Annotated in this window: 25 protein-coding genes; 15 read left to right on the top strand and 10 right to left on the bottom strand. The window is 65.0% G+C overall.

Annotation, left to right across the window (positions count from 1 at the left end):
* Positions 1–234: 234 nt before the first annotated feature.
* From A39O_RS0128275 to A39O_RS43730, 3 genes are read right to left on the bottom strand one after another with little or no spacing between them, the layout of a single operon-like run.
* Complete coding sequence (locus A39O_RS0128275; protein ID WP_020508017.1) at positions 235–561, bottom strand: helix-turn-helix domain-containing protein; 327 nt, start codon at positions 559–561, stop codon at positions 235–237.
* Positions 548–2095: a D-alanyl-D-alanine carboxypeptidase/D-alanyl-D-alanine endopeptidase gene (gene dacB / locus A39O_RS35580; RefSeq protein WP_020508018.1), complete on the bottom strand. Its 1548-nt coding sequence runs from the start codon at positions 2093–2095 to the stop codon at positions 548–550. The genes A39O_RS0128275 and dacB overlap by 14 nt, the downstream gene beginning before the upstream one ends.
* 9 nt (positions 2096–2104) lie before the next feature.
* Entirely contained in the window at positions 2105–5848 is a 3744-nt protein-coding gene (locus A39O_RS43730; protein ID WP_407635665.1) for an Rne/Rng family ribonuclease, read from the bottom strand.
* A gap of 576 nt (positions 5849–6424) precedes the next feature.
* On the opposite strand from A39O_RS43730, the gene A39O_RS0128290 reads away from it, so the two are divergent.
* The 7 genes from A39O_RS0128290 (at position 6425) to A39O_RS0128320 (ending at position 12861) form a co-directional block, all read left to right on the top strand.
* A complete protein-coding gene (locus A39O_RS0128290; protein ID WP_245562002.1) occupies positions 6425–7510 on the top strand; it encodes an RluA family pseudouridine synthase in 1086 nt (361 codons plus the stop codon).
* Complete coding sequence (locus A39O_RS0128295; protein WP_026199809.1) at positions 7510–8190, top strand: HAD-IA family hydrolase; 681 nt, start codon at positions 7510–7512, stop codon at positions 8188–8190. Before A39O_RS0128290 ends, A39O_RS0128295 begins: the two co-directional genes overlap by 1 nt.
* Positions 8191–8329: 139 nt before the next feature.
* On the top strand, positions 8330–9334 hold the full coding sequence (locus A39O_RS0128300; protein ID WP_020508022.1) for a S49 family peptidase: 1005 nt from the start codon (positions 8330–8332) through the stop codon (positions 9332–9334).
* Between the two features lie 218 nt (positions 9335–9552).
* Positions 9553–10029, top strand: a complete 477-nt coding sequence (locus A39O_RS35590; RefSeq protein WP_020508023.1) for a Crp/Fnr family transcriptional regulator — start codon at positions 9553–9555, stop codon at positions 10027–10029.
* Between the two features lie 52 nt (positions 10030–10081).
* Positions 10082–10897: a PEP-CTERM/exosortase system-associated acyltransferase gene (locus A39O_RS35595; protein WP_020508024.1), complete on the top strand. Its 816-nt coding sequence runs from the start codon at positions 10082–10084 to the stop codon at positions 10895–10897.
* 49 nt (positions 10898–10946) lie between these two features.
* Entirely contained in the window at positions 10947–11807 is an 861-nt protein-coding gene (locus A39O_RS0128315; protein WP_020508025.1) for a ThiF family adenylyltransferase, read from the top strand.
* A 364-nt stretch (positions 11808–12171) separates the two neighbouring features.
* Complete coding sequence (locus A39O_RS0128320) at positions 12172–12861, top strand: class I SAM-dependent methyltransferase (protein WP_020508026.1); 690 nt, start codon at positions 12172–12174, stop codon at positions 12859–12861.
* Between the two features lie 50 nt (positions 12862–12911).
* Here the strand turns inward: A39O_RS0128320 and A39O_RS0128325 are convergent, their stop codons facing one another.
* The 3 genes from A39O_RS0128325 to A39O_RS0128335 all read right to left on the bottom strand — a co-directional run bounded on the left by A39O_RS0128325 (position 12912) and on the right by A39O_RS0128335 (position 15737).
* On the bottom strand, positions 12912–13370 hold the full coding sequence (locus tag A39O_RS0128325) for a hypothetical protein (RefSeq protein ID WP_020508027.1): 459 nt from the start codon (positions 13368–13370) through the stop codon (positions 12912–12914).
* A 12-nt stretch (positions 13371–13382) separates the two neighbouring features.
* Positions 13383–14555: a TonB-dependent receptor gene (locus A39O_RS0128330; RefSeq protein WP_020508028.1), complete on the bottom strand. Its 1173-nt coding sequence runs from the start codon at positions 14553–14555 to the stop codon at positions 13383–13385.
* A gap of 120 nt (positions 14556–14675) precedes the next feature.
* Positions 14676–15737, bottom strand: coding sequence for a 3-deoxy-7-phosphoheptulonate synthase (locus tag A39O_RS0128335; RefSeq protein ID WP_020508029.1), 1062 nt, complete (start codon positions 15735–15737; stop codon positions 14676–14678).
* A gap of 122 nt (positions 15738–15859) precedes the next feature.
* Between A39O_RS0128335 and A39O_RS0128340 the strand changes: the two genes are divergently transcribed.
* Positions 15860–16540: a CDGSH iron-sulfur domain-containing protein gene (locus A39O_RS0128340; RefSeq protein ID WP_020508030.1), complete on the top strand. Its 681-nt coding sequence runs from the start codon at positions 15860–15862 to the stop codon at positions 16538–16540.
* Here the strand turns inward: A39O_RS0128340 and A39O_RS0128345 are convergent.
* The 3 genes from A39O_RS0128345 to ubiG are packed head-to-tail and all read right to left on the bottom strand — an operon-like array spanning position 16527 to position 18889.
* Positions 16527–17249, bottom strand: a complete 723-nt coding sequence (locus tag A39O_RS0128345; RefSeq protein WP_040529001.1) for an SDR family NAD(P)-dependent oxidoreductase — start codon at positions 17247–17249, stop codon at positions 16527–16529. The genes A39O_RS0128340 and A39O_RS0128345 overlap by 14 nt on opposite strands.
* Positions 17240–18106, bottom strand: a complete 867-nt coding sequence (locus tag A39O_RS0128350; RefSeq protein WP_020508032.1) for a squalene/phytoene synthase family protein — start codon at positions 18104–18106, stop codon at positions 17240–17242. The genes A39O_RS0128345 and A39O_RS0128350 overlap by 10 nt, the downstream gene beginning before the upstream one ends.
* Positions 18107–18151: 45 nt before the next feature.
* Positions 18152–18889 carry a bifunctional 2-polyprenyl-6-hydroxyphenol methylase/3-demethylubiquinol 3-O-methyltransferase UbiG gene (gene ubiG, locus A39O_RS0128355; RefSeq protein ID WP_020508033.1) on the bottom strand — a complete coding sequence of 246 codons (738 nt, stop codon included), beginning with the start codon at positions 18887–18889 and terminating at the stop codon, positions 18152–18154.
* A 342-nt stretch (positions 18890–19231) separates the two neighbouring features.
* Here ubiG and glyA point away from each other — a divergent pair, with 342 nt between their 5' ends.
* From glyA to A39O_RS0128380, 4 genes are all read left to right on the top strand, one after another.
* Positions 19232–20488, top strand: coding sequence for a serine hydroxymethyltransferase (gene glyA / locus A39O_RS0128360; RefSeq protein ID WP_020508034.1), 1257 nt, complete (start codon positions 19232–19234; stop codon positions 20486–20488).
* Between the two features lie 57 nt (positions 20489–20545).
* The gene (gene nrdR, locus A39O_RS0128365; protein ID WP_026199811.1) at positions 20546–21061 is read left to right on the top strand and encodes a transcriptional regulator NrdR; all 516 of its coding nucleotides are present in this window, start codon (positions 20546–20548) and stop codon (positions 21059–21061) included.
* 24 nt (positions 21062–21085) lie between these two features.
* On the top strand, positions 21086–22234 hold the full coding sequence (gene ribD / locus A39O_RS0128370) for a bifunctional diaminohydroxyphosphoribosylaminopyrimidine deaminase/5-amino-6-(5-phosphoribosylamino)uracil reductase RibD (RefSeq protein ID WP_020508036.1): 1149 nt from the start codon (positions 21086–21088) through the stop codon (positions 22232–22234).
* Between the two features lie 337 nt (positions 22235–22571).
* The gene (locus A39O_RS0128380; protein ID WP_020508038.1) at positions 22572–23231 is read left to right on the top strand and encodes a riboflavin synthase; all 660 of its coding nucleotides are present in this window, start codon (positions 22572–22574) and stop codon (positions 23229–23231) included.
* Between the two features lie 248 nt (positions 23232–23479).
* Here the strand turns inward: A39O_RS0128380 and A39O_RS0128385 are convergent, their stop codons facing one another.
* On the bottom strand, positions 23480–23755 hold the full coding sequence (locus tag A39O_RS0128385; RefSeq protein WP_020508039.1) for a nitrogen fixation protein NifZ: 276 nt from the start codon (positions 23753–23755) through the stop codon (positions 23480–23482).
* A gap of 230 nt (positions 23756–23985) precedes the next feature.
* On the opposite strand from A39O_RS0128385, the gene A39O_RS0128390 reads away from it, so the two are divergent.
* Genes A39O_RS0128390 through nifS form a run of 3 tightly spaced genes read left to right on the top strand, consistent with a single transcriptional unit; the run spans position 23986 to position 26488 of the window.
* Complete coding sequence (locus A39O_RS0128390) at positions 23986–24309, top strand: HesB/IscA family protein (protein WP_020508040.1); 324 nt, start codon at positions 23986–23988, stop codon at positions 24307–24309.
* 45 nt (positions 24310–24354) lie between these two features.
* Positions 24355–25230 carry a Fe-S cluster assembly protein NifU gene (gene nifU / locus A39O_RS0128395; RefSeq protein WP_020508041.1) on the top strand — a complete coding sequence of 292 codons (876 nt, stop codon included), beginning with the start codon at positions 24355–24357 and terminating at the stop codon, positions 25228–25230.
* Between the two features lie 46 nt (positions 25231–25276).
* The gene (gene nifS / locus A39O_RS0128400; protein ID WP_020508042.1) at positions 25277–26488 is read left to right on the top strand and encodes a cysteine desulfurase NifS; all 1212 of its coding nucleotides are present in this window, start codon (positions 25277–25279) and stop codon (positions 26486–26488) included.
* Positions 26489–26727 lie beyond the last annotated feature (239 nt).

Genomic DNA, 26727 nt, shown 5'->3' on the forward strand with positions numbered 1-26727 from the left:
ATGTGACGGTGTGTCATACGCCCGGCAAGCGCGTCTGGGCCAGAGATGATGACGGAGACGGCATTCGGGAAGTGCATGTAAATACCAGCGAGGGCTTTTGGACAGGATTGCGCAATTTTCTCCGCCCATTTCGTGGTGTCAACAAGGTCTATCTTCAGCAGTATGTCGCCATTCATGAATGGGCTCACAACATCAAAATATGCTGCATAGAATTTCTCCGAATGCTGTGTGGCGTCACACAGTTGGCCTCATGAGCCAGCTGATTTCATGCAGAACTTCCGGGTGACGCGCAACGATCTTCAATAATGTCTCAGCGGCTCCTGACGGCCTGCGACGCCCCTGCTCCCACTGCTGCAATGTCCGCGGCGAGATGCGGAGAGCTGCCGCGAACTGCGCCTGAGACAAACCACACCGCAGGCGGGTTGCCGCAATCTCGTTCGGCTCCACCTCGTAGACCGAGCCATAACGGCCCGCCTTGATATCGCGAACGGCTTGCAGCAGTTCCTCGCCAATATTGCGCTGTGCATCGCGTTCGAGAATCTCTTGTTCAGTGAGTGGCATAGCCAAACTCCTCCGACAGCCTGGCCGCCGTGCCGGCTGTACCCGAGCCCCCGGCGCCGCGCCGGGCGCCGCCGGTTTCGTCGTAGACCCAGCGCAGGATGGCGTCTTCCACCGCCTTGCCGCGCCAGGTGGCCAGCCGCGGGTTGTTGATCAGCGAGACCAGCACCCAGCGCCGGCCGCGGGCATCGTCGAGGAACCCGGCGAGGGCGGTGACGCCTTGGGTGGTGCCGGTCTTGAGGTGCCCCTGGGCGCGCAGGGGCTCACGCTTGAAGCGGCGATGCAGGGTGCCGTCCACGCCCAGGATGGGCAGGGAGGCCATCAGTTCCGCCATGCCCGGATGGGTGTAGGCCCAGGCGAGCAGCCGCCCCATGCTTTGTGCCGAGATGCGGTCGTCCCGTGACAGACCGCTGCCGTTGTCGAGCACCAGTTCCGGGAAGTCCAGACCCTGTTGCTCCAGCCATTCCTTGATTGCGTTCCGGCCTTTCTCCAGCGTGGCCGGGCGGCCGTAGCGCTCCATGCCAATGGTCAGGAACAGGGTGCGGGCGATCAGGTTGTTGCTCCATTTGTTGACATCGCGCAGGACCACCGGCAGTTCCGGCGACTCGATTGAATGCAGCAGGGTTGCACCCTTGGGGCGGACGCCCTCGCGCAGGACGCCCTCCAGGCTCCCGCCCAGGTCCTGCCACAGCGCCAGGACGGCACGGCCCGCCTGCTGCATCGGGTCCAGCAGGAGCCCGGCGACGCTGTCACGTCGGCATTCGGTGGCGAAGGTCCCGGTCAGTGTCATGATGGTCGGGGCGCTCTCGCCGGTCAGTGCGGCATGCACCCGATGGTGCTTGGTCTGGCAGGGGGCCTTGACCACTTTCAACTGGTTTTGCAGATCCAGATTGGCGACCGGCGGCTCCAGCCAGGCGCTCAGCGCCGCGGATTTGGGGTCCAGCCGCAATTCGACCTGGGTCAGTTGCTCGTCGATGCTGAAGGCGACCGGCAGGGCGTTGTAGGCGGACTGTCCCTTGCCGTCGAAGGCCGCGCGGGTGGTCTCGGGTGGGTCGAAGGCGCTGTTGTCGATGATGAGGTCGCCGCCGATCGTTTGCAGGCCTTGGGCGCGCAAGGCCCGGAGGAACCGCCACAGGTCGGCCAGGCGCAGGCTGGGGTCGCCGCCGCCCTGAATGATCAGGTTCCCGGCCAGCCGGCCGTTCACCAGTGGACCATCCAGCCAGGCGCGGGTCTGCCAGCGGAAGTTGGGCCCCAGTACGCCGAGGGCAGCGATGCTGGTCAGAAGCTTGATGGTCGAGGCCGGTTGTCGCGGGGTGTCCGCGTTGACCGCGATCCGCGGTTGCGTCTGGGTGACCTCGCGCAGGTACAGGCTCAGATCGGCCTGGTCGATCTGCTGGAGCCGCAGCGCCTTGTCGATAGCGACCGGCAAGGGCTCGGCGTGCGCCAGGCCCAGGGTCACGACGAGTACGCCGAGGAGCCGGCGCCCCCACGTCAGGGCGCCGGGCCGGCGGGTGGTCGGGTGACGGTGGGCGACCACGTCAGTCGCTCAAGCGGGCGAGTCGTCCTTGATCTCGTGGGTCCGCGGCCCCGTCGGCGGCTCGGCGTCCGCGTGTTGCTCGCGGCCGACGTCCATCGGGGGCGCGACCCGGGCGACGGGCGGCGGCTCCTGCGCCGGAACGGGAATGGTCACCGCAGCGGCGACTGCCGCGGCCGGTGCCGCCGGCGCGACCTGGTCACTGTCGATGTGCTGCCGCGCGGCTGGAGGCATCGGCGCCGGGCCATCCGACTCCGGTTGCGCGGTCCAGCCAGCCCCGCCGCTAATGACCGCGCCAGCGTCCATGCCGGATTCCATGCCGTATTCCACGCCACTTTCCACGCCAGTTGCCACAGGGGTGTCAGGCGCGGACGCGTCCGTTGACGAAGCGCGTTCACCGTTGGCGCTCGGACGGCGCCGATTGCGACTGCCGCCGCGCCGCCGGCGGGACGTCCGGGGCGGTTCCGCCGGGGACAGCTCGGTTTGGATCAAGTCGGCGCCGCCGACATCGTCCGTCTCCTCGTCGTCGTCCTCGTCATAGCCAACCCAAGCCTCCGGCTCGATGTCAGCCGCGCCGGCGGACGTTCGCGTCGTCGGCTGGCCGGCCGCCTCCGGCGATGTATCCACCGGTCGCTGACGATCCCAGTCGCGTGTCTGGCGCTCCTGCGCAACCCGTGGCTCGCCGGCGATCACCGTCACCGGACTTGTGCTTGGCGCAACCGGCGCGTCTTGCGCGGCGACCGGGCTGATGGACTCAAGGTCGGGTGCGGGCTCAGCGTGGGCCGCGACCTCAGCCGACGGTGCAACGACCGGATCCGCGCTCGGTACGCGATCGGTCGGCCACCAGGTCGATGACCCGGACGCCCGGTCGGTGGACGGCGCGGCCGTCGCCAGCGGCCTCTCGACCGTTGGCGTGTCGCTCGCCGGTGCCGCCGGGGAGTGATCCCAATCGCTGCGCTCGGGCACGATTTCGGCAGCGGGCCAGCGCGGGTGGCTGGTCTCCAACTCCGCCGGCCGCTCGATGACATCGCGCGGGGGGCTGGTCTCGGTGCTGATCGCCTGATCGGGTTGCCATGCCGGCGTCTGGTGCGTTGCGTGCGTCGTGATTGGCGGTTGGGTCGGTTCGACCGCCGTCGACGTGGGAATGACCAGCGCCGGGCTGTCCGGACGCGGCTGTTCGTCGCGTGGTTCCGCCGTCCTGGTCGGCTCGGCGATTGGTGCTAAGCGCGGTTCGGCGTGGGGCATGGTGCGCGGTTCCGGGCGCTCGATCGGGGTTGCCCGACTCTCGACCCGCTCGGTCGGCGGGAGCCCCTGGCCTTCCTGAGTCGGCTCCTGAAGATCCCGGCGCTGATCACGTTGGCCGCCGGGCGAGCCGCCCGCCTGGGCGCCATCGACGGCGGACCGGGGTTCGTCGCGTCGACCGCGACCGCGACCCCCGCGGCGGCTGCGCGAGTCGCCGTCACGGCGTTCGCGCGGCTGCTCGTCTGCCGACTCAGGACGGGCGCTATCCGCACGCCCGGTCTCCGCACGCGGCGTCTCGGTACGCCCGGTATCGGAACGTCCGGTATCCGCGCGATTTCCGTCCGGACGGGGCTGGGTACGCTGGGTATCCCGGTTGCCATTCGGCGCCGCACTCCGTTCGCTGGACCGCTCCGTCGATCGGTCAGTGGGGCGATCACCCGGTCGGTCGGTGGGTCGATCGTTGGGTCGGTCAGCCGGTCGATCGCCCGCGCGCTCGGGGTTACGACCGCTGGTGCGTTGGCGTTCCGCCTCGCCGCGACCGGGGTTCACGGCCCCCGGTGGACGCCGGCTGTCGCGTGGGTCGCGTCGCGTGTCGTCCCCGCGTGGGCGCTGTCCCGCGTCCGGCCGCCGCTGGCCGGCCTGATGTGGCCGCTCGGCTCGCGGGCCCTGCTGATCGGCCGACGGGTCCCGTTCGTAGGGGGGTTCGGCGGGCTCTACGCCGCGCGGCGCGAACAGCCCGGTCCAGATGCGTTTGAGCAGGTTCTCTTGGGGCGGGCGCTCCGCCTCCGTGCCGGTCCGGAAATCCGGGTGCCGTTCGGCGGGCCGCTCGGCGACGCGCTCGGGGCCGCGGGGTGGATAGGGCCGCTCGTCCGCGTCCGGTGGGGGCTCGCGCGTCGGCATGGGGCAGGAGGGGGTGACCTGCTTGACCGCCGGCTCCTCGCCGCGCACCGGTTCGCTATGCCGCGCATAGGGGCTGGCGACCGTCTGGGTGGGCGCGACCAACTCGAAGCTGGGGCGATCATCCGGCTGTTTGGCCAAATCCTGGGTTCGGACACGCTCGATCTGGTAGTCCGGGGTCTCGATCTGCGCGTTGGGCAGGAGCATGACCTGGACGTCCTGGCGCGCTTCCAGGTCCAGGATCGCCCGCCGCTTCTCGTTGAGCAGGAAGGTGGCGACGCTGACCGGCAGGTGGGCGATGATGCGCTCGGTGCTGTCTTTCATCGCCTCCTCTTCGATGATGCGCAGGATCGACAGCGCGAGCGACTCGACCCCGCGGATCTTGCCCTGGCCATGGCAGCGCGGGCACTCGCTGGTGGTGGAGTCTCCCAGCGATGGGCGCAGGCGTTGACGTGACATTTCCAGCAGCCCGAAGCGCGAAATGCGCGCCACCTGGACGCGGGCGCGGTCGTGTTTGAGGGCATCGCGCAGCCGATCTTCCACCGCCCGCTGGTTCTTCGGCGGGGTCATGTCGATGAAATCGATGACGAAGAGTCCGCCCAAGTCGCGCAGGCGCAATTGCCGGGCGATTTCGTCCGCGGCCTCCAGGTTGGTATTGAGCGCCGTCTCCTCGATGTCCGCGCCCTTGGTGGCGCGCGAGGAGTTGATATCGACGGAGGTCAGGGCCTCGCCGTGGTCGAAGACGATGGAGCCGCCGGACGGCAGGCGCACCTCGCGCTGGAACGCGGTCTCGATCTGGCTTTCGATCTGATAGCGGGTGAAGAGCGGGACCTCGTCCTGGTAAATCCGCAGTTTCTTCAGGTTGCCGGGCATCACCTGGCGCATGAAGGCTTCGGCCCGTTCGTAGACCGCCCGGTCGTCGATCACGATCTCGCCGATGTCCACCCGCAGGTAGTCGCGGATGGAGCGGATGATGACGTCGCTCTCCTGGTAGATCAGGAAGGGCGCCTTACGCCCCGCGGCGGAGGTTTCGATCGCCCGCCAGAGCTGGAGCAGGTAATCCAGATCCCACTGGAGCTCCTCGGTGTTCTTGCCCACCCCCGCGGTGCGCACGATCAGCCCCATGTCCTCGGGGATCTGAAGCTGACTCATGACATCACGCAGTTCACTGCGGTCCTGGCCTTCAATCCGGCGGGAGACCCCGCCGGCCCGTGGGTTATTGGGCATGAGCACCAGGTAGCGGCCGGCGAGCGAGACGAAGGTGGTGAGCGCGGCACCCTTGTTGCCGCGCTCTTCCTTGTCGATCTGCACCACCACCTCGCGCCCTTCTTTGAGGACCTCTTTGATGTTGATGCGGCTGCCGGGCTTGGCGCTGTCCGCCTCGAAGTAGATCCGCGAGATTTCCTTCAGGGGCAGAAAGCCGTGACGTTCCGCGCCGTAGTCGACGAAGGCAGCCTCCAGGCTGGGTTCGACGCGGGTGATGGTGCCCTTGTAAATATTCGCTTTTTTCTGCTCGCGGCCAGGCGATTCGATATCGAGGTTGTAGAGGACCTGGCCGTCGACCGTCGCTACGCGCAACTCTTCCGGCTGAGTCGCGTTGATCAGCATTCTTTTCATGTTGTTCCTTCTCGCACAGGGCGCATGGTCCGTCGTCAACACCGTCCGCGGCGCGGACTTGGCCCGCTGCCGGACGTACCGCGTGGGTGCCGCCGCAGGTGGGGCGGCACCGCCATCGCGGCTCGGTGTCCCTGGGGCGGGCGCACTGAGCGCGGGCCGGACCGGGACGGACATGCACATCCGTTTCTTAGGGTTACGGGCAAGTTGTTGAAGTCGCCCGCGTCTCTTGGGACGCGCCAGTGGCGGCGGCGTCCCGGATTCGTTCAGTGGCGAGGGCACCGGTCAGGGGCCGCGGGCGGGCACGGCGGTCCGGGTGTAGAATCCCCCCGACCTGACCGAACCCCTGGGACGTGCCGCAGCTCGCCCAAGCGCTTCGCCGACCAATTTCAGTGTCTCGCCGGGCTGGCCCGGCCTCGGTACAGACGGCAGCCAAGTCACTTTAACTGCCGGTCGGAACCAACCATCGCGTCGTATCACCCAAGGCCGTCGAGCCTCCGGAATGCACGCGTCGCTTGCGGCAAGTTCTTGAGTCTTTCGCTCGCCTGCGCAAGGCCCGAATACTAACAGTGAATATCTATGGCAGCAATTGAGCCGCAAGGCCGGATGCAACCCCCGTTGACTCAGACCCCTCCAACCCCCGCCTTACCCCTCGCGACCGCGGATGATCGCGGCCCGGCCGTCGCCCTGGTCCGTGTCGACTCAGAGTCGGTCGGGCAACGCATCGATAACTTCCTGGTCCGCCACCTGAAGGGTGTCCCGCGCAGTCACCTCTACCGGGTCCTGCGGCGTGGCGAGGTGCGTGTCAATAAGGGCCGGGTCAAAGCCGACTACCGGTTGCAGGCTGGTGATCTCGTGCGTCTCCCGCCGCTGCGGATGTCCGCGCCGACCCAGCCGGTGCGGGCGCCTGAGCGCTCATTGGCCCGCCTGGCCGCGGCGGTCCTGTTCGAAGATGAGCGGCTGCTGGTCATCGACAAGCCCGCCGGGCTCGCCGTGCACGGCGGCAGCGGCTTGAGCTACGGCCTCATCGAGAACCTGCGCCAGCTGCGTCCGGGCGCCGAGTTGGAGTTGGTCCACCGGCTGGATCGCGACACTTCGGGCTGCCTGCTGGTCAGCAAGCGCCGCAGCACCTTACGTGACCTGCACCAGTTGTTGCGCGACGGTGACGTGGAAAAGCGCTACCTTGCATTGATCTTGGGAGATCTGCCCAGCCAGACGGTCACCGTCGATGCGCCCTTGGCCAAGCACGGGCAGTCGGGCGGCGAGCGGGTGGTGAAAGTCGACCGGGTCGCCGGCAAGCCGGCCCGAACCCTATTCAAGCGGTTACGCCGCTTTGTCTGCAACGGTCCGCTCAGTGAAGTCACCGGGCGCGGGGTGGTGACCCTGGTCGAGGCGCGCCTGCTCACCGGACGCACCCATCAGATCCGTGTCCACGCGGCCCATCTGGGGGCGCCCCTGGCGGGTGATCCCAAGTACGGTGACTTCGAGGCCAATCGGCGCCTCAAGGCCGTGGGGCTCGATCGGCTCTTTCTGCACGCGGGGAACCTGAGCTTTCGTGCGTCCTATATGGAGCAGCAGCTCCGCGTGGACGCACCCCTCCCGGCGGAGTTGGAGCAGGTGCTCGTGCGTCTCGCCGCCGCGGCAACTGTCGAGGTGACCGGTTGATGAGTTTCGCATTACTCTGTTTTGATTGGGATGGGACATTGATGGACTCGCAGGCGCGGATCGTCAACTGTCTGTTAGCGGCCTTTGCGGATGCGGGCCAGCCGCCGCCCACCCGTGCCGCGGCCGCGGACATCATCGGTCTGGGGTTGGATGAGGCCATGGCGCGGCTGTGGCCGGCGGCCGACGCCGCGCAGCGGCGGCTGGTGGCAGGGCATTACCGGCAGCGCTTCCTGTTTGCCGACCAGACCCCCACGGCCTTGTTTCCGGGTGCGCGCGAGACCCTCGAACGGTTGCGGGCGCAAGGCTATTTGCTTGCCGTCGCGACCGGCAAGAGCCGGCGCGGACTCGACCTGTCGTTGGCGGAGACTGGGCTTGCCGGCTTTTTCCAGGCTACCCGCTGTGCTGACGAAACCGCCTCCAAGCCGGATCCACTAATGCTCCTGGAGCTGATGGACGCGTTGGACGTGGAACCAGCGCAGACCCTGATGATCGGCGACACCGAATACGACCTGCACATGGCTGCAAATGCCCGCGTCGGTGCCTTGGCCGTCTGCTACGGAGTTCATACGCCGGAGCGCTTGCTGGCGTGCGGGCCGCTGGCGTGTGTGCAGTCGCTCGCCGCCATCCCGGACTGGTTGGCGACGCGTTCGCACGCTGCGGACCGGAGCCTTCGCACCTGATAGCCAAACATGGCCTTGGTGTAGGGGCGGGTTTGAAACCCGCCCCTACGTCCGGCAAACGTCATCGACCCGGAAGCCGGCACGGCGTTCGCCGTAACCCTTTCGCATCATTTCCCGTGCATCATAGAGAGGACCAGCGATGAATTGGCGATTCTGGAAACGCGACGACGCGCCGATGCCGGCGCCCGGTGACCCGGACTGGGAGCGGTCTTTGATCAATCGGATGGCCTTGGAGCATCTGCGCGACCAGCGCCGCGGCAGACGTTGGAGCTATATCTTCAAGATTCTGATTCTGCTCTATTTGATTGGGATTTTGGGGGCCGCCCTGGCGCGTAATGCGTGGGAGGGCCTCAAGACCGGTGAAGATCATACGGCCCTGATCCAGGTCAAGGGGGTCATCTCCGCCGAGACGGCGGCGAGTGCCGACCGCGTGATCACGGCGTTACGCGAAGCCTTCGAGGCGGACCATGTCAAGGGCGTCATCATCCGGATCAACAGTCCCGGCGGCAGTCCGGTACAGTCCGGGTACATCGCCGACGAAATTCACAGACTCAAGGAAAAATACAAGAAAGACAATGAGAAGGAGATGCCGGTCTACGCCGTGGCCGTGGATCTGTGCGCCTCCGGCGGCTATTACATCGCCGCGGCGGCGGATCAGATCTACGTGGACAAGGCGAGCCTGGTCGGTTCTATTGGCGTGCGCATCGACGGTTTCGGTTTCGTCGATGCCATGAAGGACTTTGGGGTCGAGCGGCGCCTGCTCACTGCCGGGGCCAATAAGGGTATCCTCGATCCGTTCTCCCCACTCCCCGAGTCGCAGCGGGCGTTCATACAGACGGTGTTGGACGATCTGCACCGGCAATTTATCGCCGCCGTCAAGACCGGACGCGGTGATCGCTTGCAAGGGGGGGAGGAGATCTTCAGCGGGCTCTTCTGGAGCGGCGAGCAGGCGCTGACATTGGGGTTGGCGGACGGCCTGGGGAATTCCAGCTATGTCGCGCGGGAACTGATCGGCGCCGAGACCCTGGTCGACTATACGAAAAAGAAGGATCTGCTCGAGAGCTTCGCTGAACGTCTCGGGGCGAACGTCGCCGGCGGCCTTCTGCAAGTGCTCGGCCTCGCGGATTTCGGCAGTCTGCGTTGAGGCCGGCGGCGACGGCCGCTGCGACGGCGATTGATTCCCTTTGCCTGGTAGGTTTATGCTCAGCCGACGTGAGTGGACTCGCCGGTTCTTCCCCGTCGGCATCAAGACAGCGACGGGGTACCGGGCTCAGTTCCACAGGCGGCCGGCGTTGAAAAGTGCCCGCGACTCGGGTATGGCTCGTGCCGGCGGGAACAGGACGTTTGGAGTCGAGCGCCACCATGTTTCTCCAATTCGTGCAAGATCTGCTGCGCAGTCCGCGTCTCTGTGAGGGTTCTGCTTGGGTCCGGCGCAAGTTCACGGCCGGTGAGAGTCTGACCACCGAGGGGCGCTTGGGTCAGTCGTTGTTCATTGTCGAGCGCGGCCGACTGGCCGTGTTGGGGCGGGCGGAGCGTTCGAACCAGTCGGCACTGGAGATCACGATTGCGGAGTTGTCGGCCGGGGATGTCTTCGGCGAGTCGTCCCTGATTGGCGGCTATGAGAGTATCGCGACGGTTCGCGCCTTGACCGACGGCGGCGTCCTCCAGATCAACGGAGCTATGCTGATGATTTACCTGGATGACCATCCGGATCAGGGGTACCTGTTCTTTAAATATTTACTTGCGTTGGAGCTTGATAACATGGCTAAAACGAACCGTGGAGTGGTGGATCTTTCCTCGCTCGGGTTTAAACTGTTCGGAGTTGTCAGGCAGCCCTGAGTGTCGGCCCACGGCAGGCATCGGTATCGATAGGTAAGCGGGGCGCGGCGCGATGTTCAAGGAATCACAGTATCCACTTGAAGATCTCCAGCGCTATTTCACGATCAGCTTGGCGATGACCGCGGCCGACCTTGAGGAGACTTTCCGAATACGCTATCGGGTCTATTGTGAAGAGTTTGGGTACGAGCCCCCGGAGCGCTTCCCAAACGGAATGGAGTTGGACGCGTTCGATGAAACCGCGACGCACTGTCTGATCACCCATAATGGATCAGGATTGGCTGCCGGCTGCGTGCGGATCTGTCCGGCATCCATCGGAACCGCCTTCCACTTGATGCCTTACGAGCGGTTTTGTAGCGAGAGTGTCGATGAGGTCAAGCATAGCGTTTTCCGGGCGCCCCGCGAGCGCATGTGCGAGGCCTCGCGTTTCGCTGTCGATGGGGTTTTTCGCCGCCGTTCCGGCGAGGCGCTCACCCGCTTTGGCGAGGCCTTGGCATGGGATCTTTCGGATTCGGAGCGGCGTACCTTCCCGCTGATATCAGTCGGCCTGATGTTTGGGGCCGCGGTGATGGCAGAGCAGTTCAACCGTCCGTATGTGTTCGCGCTCATGGAGCCGTTCTTGCCGCGCTTATTGAGGCGCTTCGGGATCAGTTTTGATCGCGTCGGTCACGATGTGGACTATCATGGGATAAGGGCAGTTTATTGTATCGATACCGATGCCTTCGTGCTGGCCCTGGATCAGGAGTTCCGTCAGCTCTACGATTGGATCGCGGAGAGTATACAAGAATCGCCGCAGCAACCAGACGTCGAGGATCTGCCTCTGACTTGCAGCAATGCGGGGCTATGTTCAGGTGGAGAGGCGGTTGGCTAACAGCTTGCTGGCCGCTTTGAATAGCATGATACTGGTACCGCGTCCCGGCATGTCGACCACAACTGACCACTTTACCGAGGCGTTCTCACGTAACGTCGGCTGGCTGACGCCTGATGAGCAGCGGGTGCTGCGAACGAAACGGGTCGCGATTGCCGGACTTGGCGGCGTTGGCGGCAGCCATCTATTGACTCTCACGCGTCTTGGGGTCGAGCGCTTCACCATTGCTGATCCCGACATCTTTGAAGTGGTCAATCTCAATCGTCAGGCCGGCGCCTATGTGAGCACCTGCGGTCAGCGCAAGGTCGAGGTGCTCGCCCGGATGGCGCGTGACATCAATCCCGATCTCGATCTGCGGACCTTCGACACGGAGATCGACGGGGGTAACGTGAGGGCGTTCCTGCATGATGCCGATCTCTATCTCGATGGGTTGGACTATTTCGCCGTCGCGGCGCGGCGAGCGGTCTTCGCCGCCTGTGCGGAACGCGCCATCCCCTCGGTGACCGCGGCGCCACTCGGCATGGGCGCCGCGATGCTGGTTTTTCTGCCTGGAAAGATGACCTTTGAGACGTATTTTCGCCTGCAAGGCCGGACTGAGCACGAGCAGTTGGTTCGATTTCTTGTCGGCCTTTCGCCGGCGATGTTGCAACTGCGTTACCTGGTCTATCCGCAAGCGGTCGATTTCGCGCGTCAGCGGGGGCCTTCGACGCCCATGGCCTGTGAGATCTGCGCGGGCATGGCGGCGACTCAGGTGCTCAAGATTCTGCTGTGCCGGGGCAAGGTACTGGCGGCGCCTTGGGGGCAACAGTTCGACCCCTATCGCAACCGCTACGCGAAGACCTGGCGGCCTTGGGGTAACGCCAATCCGCTGCAGCGACTCGTGCTCGCGTCAGCATTGCGTCTGCTGCGTTAGCAACGAGTCAGAAATAAGTTAAACAACGAATAAGGCGTTGCCGTTGCCGTTGCCGTTGTCGTTGTCGTTGTCGTAGTCGTAGTCGTAGTCGGATAAGCGATTGGGTAGTTCTGCAATCTGTAGGCGAAGACCCGCAACTTTGACCGGAAACGATCGAAAAATCGAAGGATTAGCGATTCCCGTCCTCTTCGCGGACCCGTAAATTGCAACATTACCCATCAACTCGATTTCGACAACGACAACGACAACGACGACAAAGACGTTACCTAATGGACTTGTTTCACTTATTGGTGAACGGTTCCTTACGACAGCGATGGTGTTTAACTTGTTCTTGACTCGCTACTAAACACAGGTCATTGCCACGATGGTCCGGTCAGCGCCCACGTCAGATCACTCCCGCGACACGATCGCCGGAGCCTATTCGTCGCCGCCTTGGTGGTACGACATCCGCGGACTTTTCATCTTGACCTTTGCCTACCGGAGCACGCTCGGCCGGCAAGTGCGTCTGTTCGGACGCAATATCGGCGCATATCACCTTGAAGTGGCCATCGGCAGCGGCAGCTTGCTCGATATCATCCTGCGCTGGAGGCGCTGGAAAGGACTGCCGCGGGTGCAGATCGTCGGCTTTGACTACGCGGAGCCGATGCTCGTCGGTGCGCGGCAACGCTTCTCCGGCAAGCCCGACATGGCACTGCTGCACGCGGATGTATCGTCGCTCGACTTCGCGGATGCCAGTTTCGATAGCGCGAACATCGCCAACGCCATGCACTGTTTTTCCGACCTCGACGGCGCACTGGCGGAGGTCGTTCGCGTTCTCAAGCCCGGCGGCACGCTGGCAGCGAATGTCCTCCTGTATCCGCGCGGTCCGCGGTTACTGCGCCGGATCGCCGAGCAAATCAACCAGTGGGGAATGCGCAAAGGCATCCTCTATACGCCTTATCATCACGCCGAAATCCGCGAGAAGTTGATTGCGTCCGGCCTTGCGATAGTCGCGGAAGAGGTCTGCGGCAACGCCTACAATGTAGTGCTGCGCAAACCGCCGGAACCGGTTTGATTCAACCGCCATAGGAGCGGTTGACCAACAAACGAAACATCCTTGACCCGTTACTTAACGGGCAGCACACGGACACCCGGGTTGTCCGGGGGCTTCGCCGCGTAACTCACCGCGCCCGGCGAAGCCGCGGTGCGTTCGATCAGTTCCGCTTCGCTCGAAATCGTGACGGGTGATTGACCGGTGCCGGAGAAGACCTGGCGATCCCAGACACGACGAAGTTGGTAAGGGTACAGACCGAGCACCCGGGTGCAGAACTCACGATGCAGCGGGTGATCGTCAGGCAGGACGTAGACCTGAACCGGCGCCCCGTTCGGCCAAATGCCGAGTTTCATCGAGAAGAACAGCCGGGCCTCGTTGCGGGTGATCGCGGTCTTGGGCAAACCGGAATTCGCAATGATTTCCTGTGCCGGCGCCCACCTGGGAGTGAACGCCAGGACCATGGCGATGATGGCAAGTGCGGCGACCCATTGCGGCCAATGGATCGGGTTGCTGGCGATTCGATGAGTCACCCCGTTGCGACCTCAGAAGCGAAACGCGACTTGCAGTGCCAGCAGCGTCCAGTATTCACGCTGTCGCGGGAAGTCCGGATTCTCCAGCTGGGAAAGCACGAGGGTGCCCTGGTTCCATTGGTACTGGGCGCGCAGCATGAGGTTGGGGGTGGGATCCCACCGCAGGCCGACAGTGGCGATCTTTGAAAACATGGCGTGTGCTGGAACCAGTCCGCCGGTCACTCCGGCGAACTCACTGCCGTCGCGATCGTCACTATCGGCGACACCCTCTTCGTAGCACGCCATGAGCTCGAGATTCGAACGGATCCGATAGGTGCCTTGCAAATAATAACCTTCGGAGGTGACTTTCTGTCGCGGCAGCAATGGCCCATAGCGCCGCCATCTCACCGGCTCCAGCCCGTATTCAGCGGACAGCGTGAAGCGCCGTGCACTATATTGCAAGGAAGCGATTCCGTAAACAATATCGGTCTGTCCCGGGCCGAGGATGTCGTTCTGGTGGGGGGCGTAGCGCAGGGACGCGAGTGCGCCGCTCAATCCGAACCGCAACTGCTCGGTGACCGTCGCGTACCAGAGGCTGCCGGTCCATACCGAGCCGTTTGGTCTGAGTGTGCCGGGGAAGTCCCCGCCGAGGTAAGTCCACTGGACGTTGTCATCGAGCACTGGCCAGCCGCCGACGAGCGTTACTGAAAACTCCCCCAGATCGTTGTACAGGGATCCATAGACGGCGGCGCCGTCAGAGGAGAGCACGATGTTGCGCACCTTGTCGTAATAGATCACCTGGGGGAGAAAGATGCCGGGGCGTGTGAATGGGACGTCGCGCGTCTCATTGTAGAGTCCGAGCGGGTTCTTGACGCGTCCGAGGCGAATCCCGAGGATGCGCTCGGGGGAGGCGATCAGTGCGATGTCGGTCAGTGCATAGTCGAGCGATGGGGTGCCGTCGTACATGTCGCCGGCACGTCGGGCCAGCACTTGCCCGGCGACCAGAACTTTCGGATCGAGTCGAACCGATGCGTTGACGCCGATCTCGGTCGAGTCGAATGAGGTGTCGGGGCTGTCGCCAAAGAACCGGTTGTCACTCGTCTTGATGACGCTCTGGGCGGCGAACCCATGCAGTTGAATGGTGCTCCAGAAGCTGTCGGCTGCCGTCGTCGCGCCGGAGAACAGCAGACAGGTTGCGACGCTCAAGCCGATGCAGCACCCCCGGAGCGTCCGCGGATCAGGGTTGGCGTCGCAGCAGGGAGCCGTGGCTTGAGTCACAGGGGTTTGGCCGTTACCTGGGCGACGTCAGGCGGTGACGGGCTGTTGTCATCGCGCGCGGTCACGTATGCGCAATGCGGCGGCGCCTTCCCGAATCATGTGCTCGGTGGTTGGCCAGGAGATACAGGCGTCGGTGACCGAGCAGCCGTACTTCAGCCGTGCCGGATCGGCGGGAATCGGCTGGTTACCGGCTTCGATGAAGCTTTCGACCATCATGCCCAGGATCGAGTGATTCCCGGCGCGAATCTGATTGATGACATCCTGCATGACCAGCGGCTGCAATTCAGGCCGCTTATGGCTGTTCGCGTGAGAACAATCGATCACGAGATTGGCGGGCAGTTGGGCTTTGAGCAAAGCCTGCTCCGCCATGGCAACGCTGACGGTGTCGTAGTTCGGACGACTGTCGCCACCCCGCAGGACCAGATGGCCGTATCGGTTGCCGCGGGTTCGCACGACACAGGATTGACCCAGGGCGTTGATGCCCAGAAAGCTGTGGGGCTGCGCCGCCGAGAGGATGGCATTGATGGCCGTGTCGATGCTGCCGTCGGTGCCGTTCTTGAAACCGACCGGCGTCGATAATCCCGAGGACATTTCGCGATGCGTCTGCGATTCAGCGGTCCGTGCACCGATCGCCGTCCAGGCGATGAGATCACCCAGATACTGCGGTGCGATCGGGTCGAGCGCCTCGGTCGCGGCGGGCAGTCCCAGTTCATTGACGGCCAATAAGAAATCCCGCGCCATTTGCATGCCGTCCGCGATATGAAAGGTATCATTCAGGAACGGATCATTGATGAAGCCCTTCCAGCCGGTGGTGGTGCGGGGTTTCTCGAAATAGACGCGCATGACCAGCACCAGTACGTCGGCGACTTCATCGGCGAGCCCGCGCAGCCGGTGCGCGTAGTCCAGGCCGGCGACCGGGTCATGCATCGAGCAGGGGCCGACCACCACGAACCGGCGCGGATCGCGTCGATCGAGAATGGCTTCCAGCGTGGCACGGCCGGACAGCACGGTGGTCGTGGCCCGATCCGTGATGGGAACGCGGCGCAGGATCTCCTCCGGTGCGGGCATCGTGTCGAACGCCGCGATGTTGAGGTTTGCGGTTGCTTGCATGACGTCTGATCGAGGTTTGGCTCTGCCGACCCTCAAGGATGCTCCTGGCGCTTGAAACTGATGCGCGCGGAGTCTACCGTTCTGCCGGTACGTGAGTCAAAGCCAGCACAGAGGTCAGCCAGATGAGCGAGCAAGACGAGAATCAGCAAGACGAGAGCCGGAGCACTTTAGTTGAGTATCCAGGTGCCGCGATCGATGTTCACTGGGACGAACGTCTGTGCATCCATATCGGGGAGTGCGGCAACGCGGCCGGTACCTTGTTCGTCGGCGGCCGTGAGCCCTGGTGCATTCCGGACCAGTGCAGCAAGGCGGAGGTGCGCGAGATCATCGAGCGTTGTCCCAGTGGGGCCCTGTCCTACCACGACCATGACGACAGGCCCGAGGTCGCCCCGGGGGAGAACACGGTGACGGTCGCCTACAACGGTCCGTTGTACGCCCGCGGCGAGCTGGAGATCGAAGGGGCGCCCGCGGATATGCCGGGAGTCCGGTTCCGCGCCGCGCTCTGCCGTTGCGGTCTATCCACCAACAAGCCCTTCTGCGACAACAGCCACCTCAAGGCTGGGTTCGAGGACTTCGGGTCAGTCGGGGAGCGGGGGACACCGCTCACGGCCTTGGGCGGCCCGCTGACGATCAAGCCGCTGGTGGACGGGCCACTGCTGGTCAAAGGCAACCTGAGCATCCGTGCCGCCAGCGGACGCGCCGCCTGGGAGGGGACGGAGGCTGCCCTGTGCCGGTGCGGGGCTTCGAAGAATAAGCCCTTTTGTGACGGCAGCCACCAAACGGTCGGCTTCAAGAGCGGCTGAGCACGCTGCCGGTCAGCAGCTCCAGGTAGCGCGGGGCAACGCTCTCGGGTGCGGGAAGGGTGAACGGGTCCTCGCCGGGGTAAAGGCGGGCGCGCAGGCCCGTGCGGACGATCCCCGGATCGAGACAGGCGACGCGGATGTGGCTGCTGTCGCGGGTCTCGTCCGCCAGTACCTGCGCCAAGCCCTCGATGCCGAACTTGGCCGCCGCGAAGGCGCCCCAATAGGCCAGGCCCGTGCGTCCCACCCGGTCGGAGGTGAAGATCACCACCGCGTCCGCCGACGCGCGCAACAATGGCAGGCAGGCCTGGGTGAGCAGGAAGGGTGCGGTGAGGTTGACGCGCAGCACGCGCTCCCACTCGCCGCTGTCGTAGTCGTCGATGCGGGCGAGGTAGGGCGCGAAGGCCGCGCAGTGGATCAGTGCGTCGAGTCGCCCACAGCAGTCGCCCACCAGATCGGCCGCGGTGCGGCAGCCCTTCTCGTTGGTCGTATCCAGGTTCAGCGGCAGGATGGCGGGCTCGGCCCCGCCGGCGGCCTCGATCTGGTCATAGACGGCGGCGAGGTCGGCATCGGGGTGGTCGCACAGGACCAGGGTCGCACCCTTGGCCGCGGCGGCCAAGGCGACGGCGCGTCCGACGCCCTCGGCCGCGCCGGTCACCAGGATCATCCGGCCGTGCAGGGGTTGCTTCAGGGGAATGGGTGCTAGTTCCATGGGTGCGGGTTCTCGATGGTGTTCGGTGAGCGGTGTGGCGGTTGCCGGCTTTCGCGCCAGGCATGCCAGAGCTTGCGTAGCGGGGTGAGTGCGATCCGTTGGTCGGCGAGGTCGAACGCGCCGGCCGCGAGTTCATCGAGCAGCAGGTCCGCAAGGCGCACCCGGATGCGGATCGGCGTCGACAGTCCATCCGGCTCCCGACGCTCGCCGCGCAGCCGGCGCGCATGATCCGCCAGTGCGGACAGGATAGGCGGCAGGTGATGCCGCTGTGTCGGCCGCGCCAGGTCGCCGGGGTTGAGTCCGAGTGCGTCGAGTTGCTGTGTCGATACGAATTCGTCGCGTCCGCGGCGCAGCAGCCGGCCGCAGTCGCGGATCTGATAGACCAGGGTGGTGTAGGCGCCGAGCCGGCGTGCGCGATCGATCTGCGCCGGCCCCGGGTCGCCCGCGGCACGGGTCAGGAGTTCGAAAAGTGCTCCCAAATCCTGCGCAGCCGCGGCGGTCAGGGCGTCCGGATCGCGCGGCCGGCGGCGTTCGATGATGGCCGCGGCCCCGCGGGTCATCGCCAGGAAGGGCTCGGTCGGCAGTCCGCGCTGGTCGATGACCTGGCCCAGTTGCCGGCTTAAGGGGTGGCTTCCCGTCCCGGCGACGGTGCGCGCCAACTCGTCCTGCCACCAGCGCAGTTTCGCCGCGGCGACCGCGGTATCCGTGACCTGATCCAGCACCGCCTGCACCTGATAGCGCCAACCGTACAACGCGGCGAGCCCGTCCCGCCGGCTGGTCGGGGCGAGGCGCAGGCTGTAATAGGTGGACGAACCCGGCGGCGTGGCGGGGTTGGGGAAGCCCCAGTCGCCCGGCATCAGGGTGGGGTTCCGCGCGCCGCGCCGCGCTGTCCGGGGCTGGTCTCAGTCATCGGCGTCGCGCACACAGGTCACCAGATAATTCACGTCCACATCATCGGGGGTGAGCCGATAGGCGCGCGTCAGTGGGTTGTAAGTCATTCCGGTGATATCGGCGGCACGCAAACCCGCGGCGCGTATCCACCGGGCCAGTTCGGCCGGCCGGACGAAGCGGGCGAAGTCATGGGTGCCCTTGGGCAACATGCCGAGCAGGTATTCGGCGCCGAGGATGGCGAACAGGTAGGACTTGGGGTTGCGGTTCAGGGTTGAAAACACGACGTGACCGCCGGGACGCACCAGGCGCGCGCAGGCGCTGACCACGGAGGCCGGGTTGGGGACATGTTCCAGCAACTCCATGCAGGTGACGAGGTCGAAGCTTGCGGGTCGTTCCGCCGCCAGTGCTTCCACCGGGATGCGTCGGTAGTCGACCGCCACGCCGGTCTCCAGGGTATGCAGTTCAGCCACCCGCAAGGGCATGGCGCCCATGTCGATTCCCAGCACCTGAGCGCCGCGCGCGGCCATGCCCTCGGAGAGCAGTCCGCCGCCGCAGCCAACGTCCACCACCGCGCGCTGCGCCAGGGTACCGGTCCGCTCGATGTACTCCAGCCGCAGCGGGTTGATGTCGTGCAGGGTCTTGAACTCGCTCTGCGGGTCCCACCAGCGGGAGGCCAGCGCCTCGAACTTGCCGATCTCGCCGGGGTCGACGTTCGCGTGGTGGTCGCTGTGATGAATCGTCTCGGTCATGGGCTGGAGGAACCTGGTTGGCTGATTGGCTGGAAGCGTCAATCCGGTCATTTTATATGACAAGGCTGACTAAAATAGAGCAATACTGCATATTCCGGCAGCGGCTGTCGTGTCAAGGGGCAGCCGCCTGACGTTGGTCAACGCCTTCGGTTCGGCGGGATTGCTACCATGTCTCCTGATGGGCGGCAGCGCCGACTCGAGATCCCCCGCGGCGGGACGAATCGAACAATCCTGCGCCAGGCGGGGATGGGCTGCGATGCGGCGGATCAAGTCGCGCGGAACTCAAGCGCACCCGCCTGGAACAGACTAAACTAGACGGCTTTTCCTGCCGGGAGACCTCCTATGTTTGACCAATCCATGACGATTCGCGACTACGACCCGGAACTCTGGGCGGCGATCGAGGGCGAGGAGCGCCGTCAGGAGGAGCATATCGAGCTGATTGCCTCCGAGAACTATGTGAGTCCGCGGGTTCTGGAGGCGCAGGGCGGCGTCATGACCAACAAGTATGCCGAGGGCTATCCGGGCAAGCGCTATTACGGCGGCTGCGAGTTCGTGGATATCGCCGAGCAGTTGGCCATCGACCGGGCCAAGCAACTCTTCGGTGCCGCCTATGCCAACGTCCAGCCCCATTCCGGCTCCCAGGCCAATGCCGCCGTGTTCATGGCCCTGTGCCAGGCGGGTGACACCGTTCTTGGCATGAGCCTGGCGCATGGCGGACACCTGACCCACGGCGCCAAGCCCAACTTTTCCGGCAAGCTCTACCACGCGGTGCAGTACGGTCTGGACCCCGCGACCGGCGAGATCGACTACGCCGAGGTCGAGCGTCTGGCCCAGGAGCACAAGCCGCGCATGGTGATCGCCGGCTTCTCCGCCTATTCGCGGGTGGTCGACTGGGCGCGCTTCCGTGCCATTGCCGATGCCGTCGGTGCTTATCTGTTCGTCGATATGGCGCATGTGGCCGGTCTGGTGGCGGCCGGGGTCTACCCGAGTCCGGTGCAGATCGCGGACGTGACCACGACCACCACGCACAAGACCCTGCGCGGCCCGCGCGGCGGCCTGATCCTGGCGAAGTCCAACCCGGAGATCGAGAAGAAGCTGTCTTCGCTGGTCTTCCCCGGCACCCAGGGCGGCCCGCTGATGCATGTGATCGCCGCCAAGGCGGTGGCTTTCAAGGAAGCCCTGGAGCCGGGCTTCAAGGACTACCAGCGCCAGGTGGTGCTGAATGCGCAGACCATGGCGGAGGTCTTTCTCGCCCGCGGCTACGACGTGGTGTCCGGCGGTACCGACGATCACCTGTTTCTGGTCAGCTTCATCCATCAGGGGCTGACGGGTAAGGACGTGGACGCCTGGCTCGGCGCCGCCAATATCACGGTCAACAAGAACGCGGTGCCGAACGACCCCCAGTCACCCTTTGTCACCAGCGGTATCCGGGTCGGTACTCCGGCCATGACCACGCGCGGCTGCGGCCTGGCGGAGGCCCGCGACCTGGCGGATTGGATGTGCGACGTCATCGACGGGCGCGGCGATCCGGCCGTGATCGCGGCCGCCAAGGCGCGGGTGCTGGACCTGTGTCGGCGGCTGCCGGTCTACCAGCGGTGATCATCAGGGTCCGTTTCCCGATGGCGATTGGCGGCGGCCGACCGGGGGCTTGACGGGATGCGCTGTCCTTTTTGTGGCGCCGAGGATACCAAGGTCGTCGACTCGCGCCTGGCCGGCGAGGGCGATCAGGTCCGTCGCCGCCGTAAGTGCGAGGTGTGCAAGGAGCGGTTCACCACCTATGAGGCGGCCGAACTCAATCTGCCGCGTGTGGTGAAGCGTGACGGCAGCCGCGTGCCCTTCGACGGGCGTAAACTGCGCTCGGGTATCATGCGTGCGCTGGAGAAACGCCCGGTGGGCACCGAGCAGATCGATGCCGCCCAGGCGCGGATTCAGCGGCGGCTGATGTCGAGCGGTGAGTCCGAGGTGCCGTCGCGGCGGATCGGCGAGCTGGTGATGGATGAACTGCGCGGGCTCGATCAGGTCGCCTATGTCCGCTTCGCCTCGGTCTATCGCAAGTTCGAGGATGTCGCTGCCTTTCGCGAGGAGATCGATCGGCTGGAGCGGCAACCGACCCCTGAGGTCCGACGGCAACAACTCGACCTGCTCGATGGTCTGGAACCCAAACCCAAATGACCGCACGCAGGAGACCACACGCGTATGACCGCTGCTGATCCGACCGCGGCCGACCAGGAACTGATGGCGCGGGCCGTCCGCCTTGCCGCTCGCGGGCTTTTTACCACCGACCCGAATCCGCGGGTCGGCTGTGTCCTGGTGCAGGCCGGGGACGTGGTGGGTGAGGGCTGGCACCGGCGCGCCGGGGAGGCGCATGCCGAGCGCATCGCCCTTGCCGCGGCGGGTCCACGGGCGCGCGGGTCCACGGCCTATGTGACGCTGGAGCCCTGCTGTCACCAGGGCCGCACCCCGCCCTGCACCCAGGCGTTGATCGAGGCCGGGGTGGCGACGGTGCACTGTGCCATGGTCGATCCCAACCCGCTGGTGTTCGGTCAGGGGCTGGCCGCCTTGCGTGCCGCCGGTATTCAGGTCCGGACCGGCCTGCTGGAAGCCGAGGCGCGGGGACTCAATCCCGGCTTCATCAAACGGATGTCCAGCGGCCTGCCGTACTGCCGCTGCAAGCTTGCCGCCAGCCTCGACGGGCGCACGGCCATGGCCAGCGGCGAGAGCCGCTGGATCAGTTCCGAGTTTTCGCGCCTCGACGTGCAGCATCTGCGCGCCCGACACTCGGCCATCGTGACCGGGGTCGGGACCCTGCTCGGCGACAATCCGTCGCTCAACGTGCGTTTAGCCGCCGCTGATCTGCCGGGCATGGAGCCCGACGAACCCGTGCGCCAGCCCTGGCGTGTGGTGGTGGACACCCGTCTGCGTACCCCGGCGGGTGCCCGCCTGCTCGGCTTGCCCGGGATCACCGTGATCGCCTGCTCAGCCCCGGCCGATCAGCGGCGGGTGAGTCAATTGGAACTGGCCGGGGCCCGGGTGAAACAGTTTCCGGACCATCACGGACTGGTCGACCTGCGGGCCCTGATGAGCTGGCTCGCCGAGGAAGAAATCAATGAGGTGCTGCTGGAGACCGGGCCGATCCTGGCCGGGGCGGCGCTGACCGGCGGCTTGATCGACGAGTTGATTCTTTATCTGGCTCCGCACCTCATGGGCGACGGCGCGCGCGGATTGTTCCAACTCCCCGGACTGGAGCATATGGAGCACCGTATCCCGCTGATTATCGATGATGTGCGGCGGATCGGCCCCGACTTGCGGCTGTTGCTGCGGCCAGGGACTGCCGGCGCCCGGTGAGAAGCAAGCCCATCAGGGAAGGTCTTTGGCGTCTCGGTCGTTGTCGTTGTCGTAATCGAGGTGATGACACCCGCGAGGGCCTCGATCAAGATTCCGGCCACTTGGGCTCGCCGGGTGCGTAGTCAGGCCATCCTGGCCTGACACCGTCAGGGCTGGAAGCCCTGACTACGCATGCCGCCGGCCGGGATGACGATCAAGGCCCCCGCGAGGGCCATGATCGCGGTTCCGGCCAAAGCGGCCACTCGGAATTATCCACAGATGTCACAGATGAAGAAGGTTTATCCGACGACAATGACATCGACAATACCCGTTTTTTCTTAATGATTGGCTTGTTACCATGTTCACCGGAATCATTCAATCCGTCGGCCAGATCCGTCGCCTGGAGCCCCGCGGCGGGGATGTCCGGCTCACCATTGGAACCGGTAAACTCCCCCTGGCTGACGCCGCCTTGGGCGACAGCATCGCCGTCAATGGCGTCTGTCTCACGGCCGTGGTCCTCACCGCCGACGGCTTCGCGGCCGACGTCTCGCGTGAGACCTTATCCTTGACCACCCTCGGGGGGCTGACCCCCGGCAGTCCGGTCAACCTGGAGAAAGCGCTCACCCTGTCCACGCCGCTCGGCGGGCACCTGGTGAGCGGTCATGTCGACGGGGTCGGCCAGATCCTGGAGCGTGCGCAGGACGCCCGTTCCTGGCGCCTGCGCATCCAAGCCCCGGCCGAGTTGGCCCGCTACATCGCGCACAAGGGCTCGATTTGTGTCGATGGCGTGAGTCTCACGGTCAATGGCGTCGAGGGTGCCGCGTTCGAACTCAACATCGTCCCGCATACCCTGGATGAAACCATCATCGCCGGTTACCGGATCGGCACGCGGGTCAATCTCGAAGTCGATCTGATCGCCCGCTATCTGGAGCGCCTGCTCCTGCGCGAGCGGGCGGCCGAATCCGGCGGGAGCGGTCTGACCCGTGAATTTCTGGCCGAGCACGGATTCGGGGGCTGAACCGAGAGACCGGGCAAGCGGGATGGTGGATGCGCTGCGCTTATCCACCCTACAAAAACGGCTCCGCTGGAGCAGTAGGGTGGATAAGGCGCGCCGCTCGGTGTTAGGGACTCGGCACGGCGGTCGCGCGCGCCGCATCCACCAGGTGCCGCGCGATGCCGCCCAAATTTGGTAAACAACCCGACTGCGCATGTCTGCAAGATCCGGAGGAGCTTCAGGGGCGACTAAAGTCGCCCCTACAGTCACCCCTACCGTCGCCCCACACTTGCCCCAGGTCCTTCCGTCGTGAGCTCCTCTCCCCAGCATCCGGTCGGCGGTCCCAGCACCAGATCCGGTCCCTCGAAGCGGACCAGATAGAGCGGGCGCTCCGGATCTTCCTCCAGATGGCCGATGTTGAGGATCACGCCGCGTGTGCCGGCGGCGGCGATCACCGCGTCCTCCGCCAGGTCCGGGATGCCCCCGTCATTGCTGATCTGCGTTGCGGCGTAGACCAGGTCGCCGGGGCTCAGTTGGTCGAGTGTCATGGTGCTGGCTCCTGAGAAAAAACGATCGGTTTCCGGGTGTCTGCCCGGTGCTGTCGGATATCCCACCCAATTGGTGCGTCAGACTGTCGCAGAGCCGACAAGCGGGCCGGCAACGCTGTGGTTTTCCTTTTTAAGTCAATGTTCCACGCAATGATTTCCCGGTGGCATGGAGATTGCTGAAATTCTCTCATCGATTTAGCAAGACTCAAGCCAAACGGAGCACCGGACCCATGTTGACTCTCACCCCCAGCGCCAGGAAAGCGGTCAGCCGTTTCATCAAGGGCAACGCGGACCCGGTGGCCGGAGTGCGCATCGCGGTCACCGGCGGCGGCTGCTCTGGACTGCAGTACGGCGTCACCCTGGAAGGGCAGGCCCGGACGGACGACTTGGTCGTCGATTGCGAGGGGCTGACGATCCTGATCGATCCCGCCAGTGCGCCTATGCTTGCCGGGGTGACGGTGGACTTCCAGGACAGCATGAGCGGCAGCGGTTTCAAGTTCGAGAACCCGAACGCCGCGTCGAGTTGCGGTTGCGGCAAGTCGTTCAGCGCTTGAGGCGACTGGCGGGTCATCACGATTCACGAACCCCGGAGAACTGTCATGTGGGATTACTCGGACAAGGTCAAAGAGCACTTCTTCAGCCCCCGCAATGCCGGTGCGGTGACCGGTGCCAATGCCGTTGGTGAGGTGGGGTCGCTGTCGTGCGGTGACGCGTTGCGGCTGACGCTACGGGTCGATCCCGAAACGCAGATCATCAAAGACGCCGGGTTTCAGACCTTCGGCTGTGGGTCGGCCATCGCCTCCAGTTCCGCCCTGACCGAAATCATCAAGGGCATGACGCTCGATCAGGCGCTCACGGTGTCCAATCAGGATATCGCCGATTTTCTCGATGGTCTTCCACCCGAGAAGATGCACTGCTCGGTGATGGGGCGCGAAGCCCTACAGGCGGCCGTGGCCAACTACCGCGGCGAGGTGTGGAAGGACGACCACGAAGAGGGCGCGCTGGTATGCAAGTGCTTCGCGGTGGACGCGGTGATGATCGAGGAGACCATCCGCGCCAATGCACTCTCCACCGTGGAAGACGTGACCAACTACACCAAGGCCGGCGGCGGCTGCTCGGCCTGTCACGAGGGCGTCGAGGAGATCCTGACCCGGGTTCTCAAGGAACAGGGCCGCGTCTTCGATCCCACGGGTGCCGCCCCGGTGCTCGCCAAGGGGAAGAAACTCAGTAATCTTCAGCGCATCCGCCGGATCGAAGGAGCGATCGAGGCGATCCGGCCCAACCTGCAACGGGACCGGGGTGATGTCGAACTGGTCGAGGTCGACGGCAAGAATGTCTATGTGAACATGACCGGGGCCTGTGTCGGCTGCCAGATGGCCTCCACCACGCTGGACGGCATCCAGCAGCGCATCGTCGAGGACTTGGGCGAGTTCGTCCGCGTGCTGCCGGCCAGCGCCATGCAGCACCGGGCCTAAGGCGACTGACCCTTTTGTCGAGCGACGATTCAACCGAGGCGAGCCCATGACCCAAGGTATCTATCTGGACAACAACGCCACCACCATGGTCTCGCCGGCCGTGGTGGAGGCCATGCTGCCCTTCTTCACCGAGCAGTTCGGCAATCCGTCCTCGATGCATCAGTTCGGCAATCGGGTGGGTCTGGCCCTCAAGCAGGCCCGTGCTCAGGTGCAGACCCTGCTCGGCGCCGAACACGACTCCGAGATCGTCTTTACCTCCTGTGGGACCGAGTCGGACTCCACCGCCATCCTCTCGGCGCTGCGGGCGCAGCCCGAGCGTAAGGAGATCATCACCACCGTGGTGGAGCACGCGGCGGTGCTGGCACTCTGCGAACAGTTGGAAAAGGAGGGCTACAAGATCCATCGTCTCAAGGTCGACAGCCGCGGGCGGCTGGACATTCACGAATACATGGACCTGCTGTCGGATCGGGTGGCGATCGTCTCGGCGATGTGGGCCAACAATGAATCCGGCACCCTGTTTCCGGTAGAGGAGATGGCCGATCTGGCGCGCTCCGCCGGGGTCATGTTCCATACCGATGCGGTTCAGGCCGTGGGCAAGGTGCCGATCAATCTCAAGGATACCTGTATCGACATGCTGTCGCTCTCAGGGCACAAACTTCACGCGCCCAAGGGTGTCGGTGTGCTGTACCTGCGCCGCAATACCCGCTTCCGGCCACTGCTGCGCGGTGGTCACCAGGAGCGCGGCCGACGTGCCGGAACCGAGAACACCGCCTCCATCGTCGCCTTGGGCAAGGCGTGCGAGGAGGCCATGCAGCACATGGAGTATGAAAAAACCGCGGTGCGCCGGATGCGCGACCGGCTGGAGCGGGGCATCCTGGCGGCCGTGCCGCATTGCTTCGTCACTGGCGACCCGAACAATCGCCTGCCTAACACCTGCAACATCGCCTTCGAGTACATCGAGGGCGAGGCCATCCTGCTGCTCCTCAACAAGCAGGGCATCGCGGCGTCCTCGGGGTCGGCCTGCACCTCCGGCTCACTGGAACCCTCGCACGTCATGCGTGCCATGGGCATCCCGTTCACCGCCGCCCACGGTACCGTGCGTTTCTCGTTCTCCCGTTACAACACCATGGACGAGGTGGATCAGGTGATCCGCGCCGTGCCCCCGATTGTCGCGCAGTTGCGCAAGCTCTCACCTTATTGGGGCGAGAACGGCCCGGTCACCGACCCCGAGCGGGCGTTTGCCCCGGCTTACGCCTGATCGGGTCTTGGTCCTCGTTCCGGCCGGTGTGTACGGGAGCCGCGCACGGTACCCAGCGTGAGCCGGACTAGCAGCCTGTCGGACTTAGCCCCTAGGATTAGGGTATGAGTCAACATAAAGGCTTTTTGTTGCTCCACAATCTAACGTAAGGTGATTTCCGCGAAAAATCCAACCCGTAGGAGCCCGCTTGCGGGCGACGGGNGGGGCACAATGACNCGATTCCGGCAGGTCACGTCGCC

Origin of the sequence: Lamprocystis purpurea DSM 4197 (assembly GCF_000379525.1) — a bacterium.
GTDB classification, from domain to species: Bacteria; Pseudomonadota; Gammaproteobacteria; order Chromatiales; family Chromatiaceae; genus Thiodictyon; species Thiodictyon purpureum.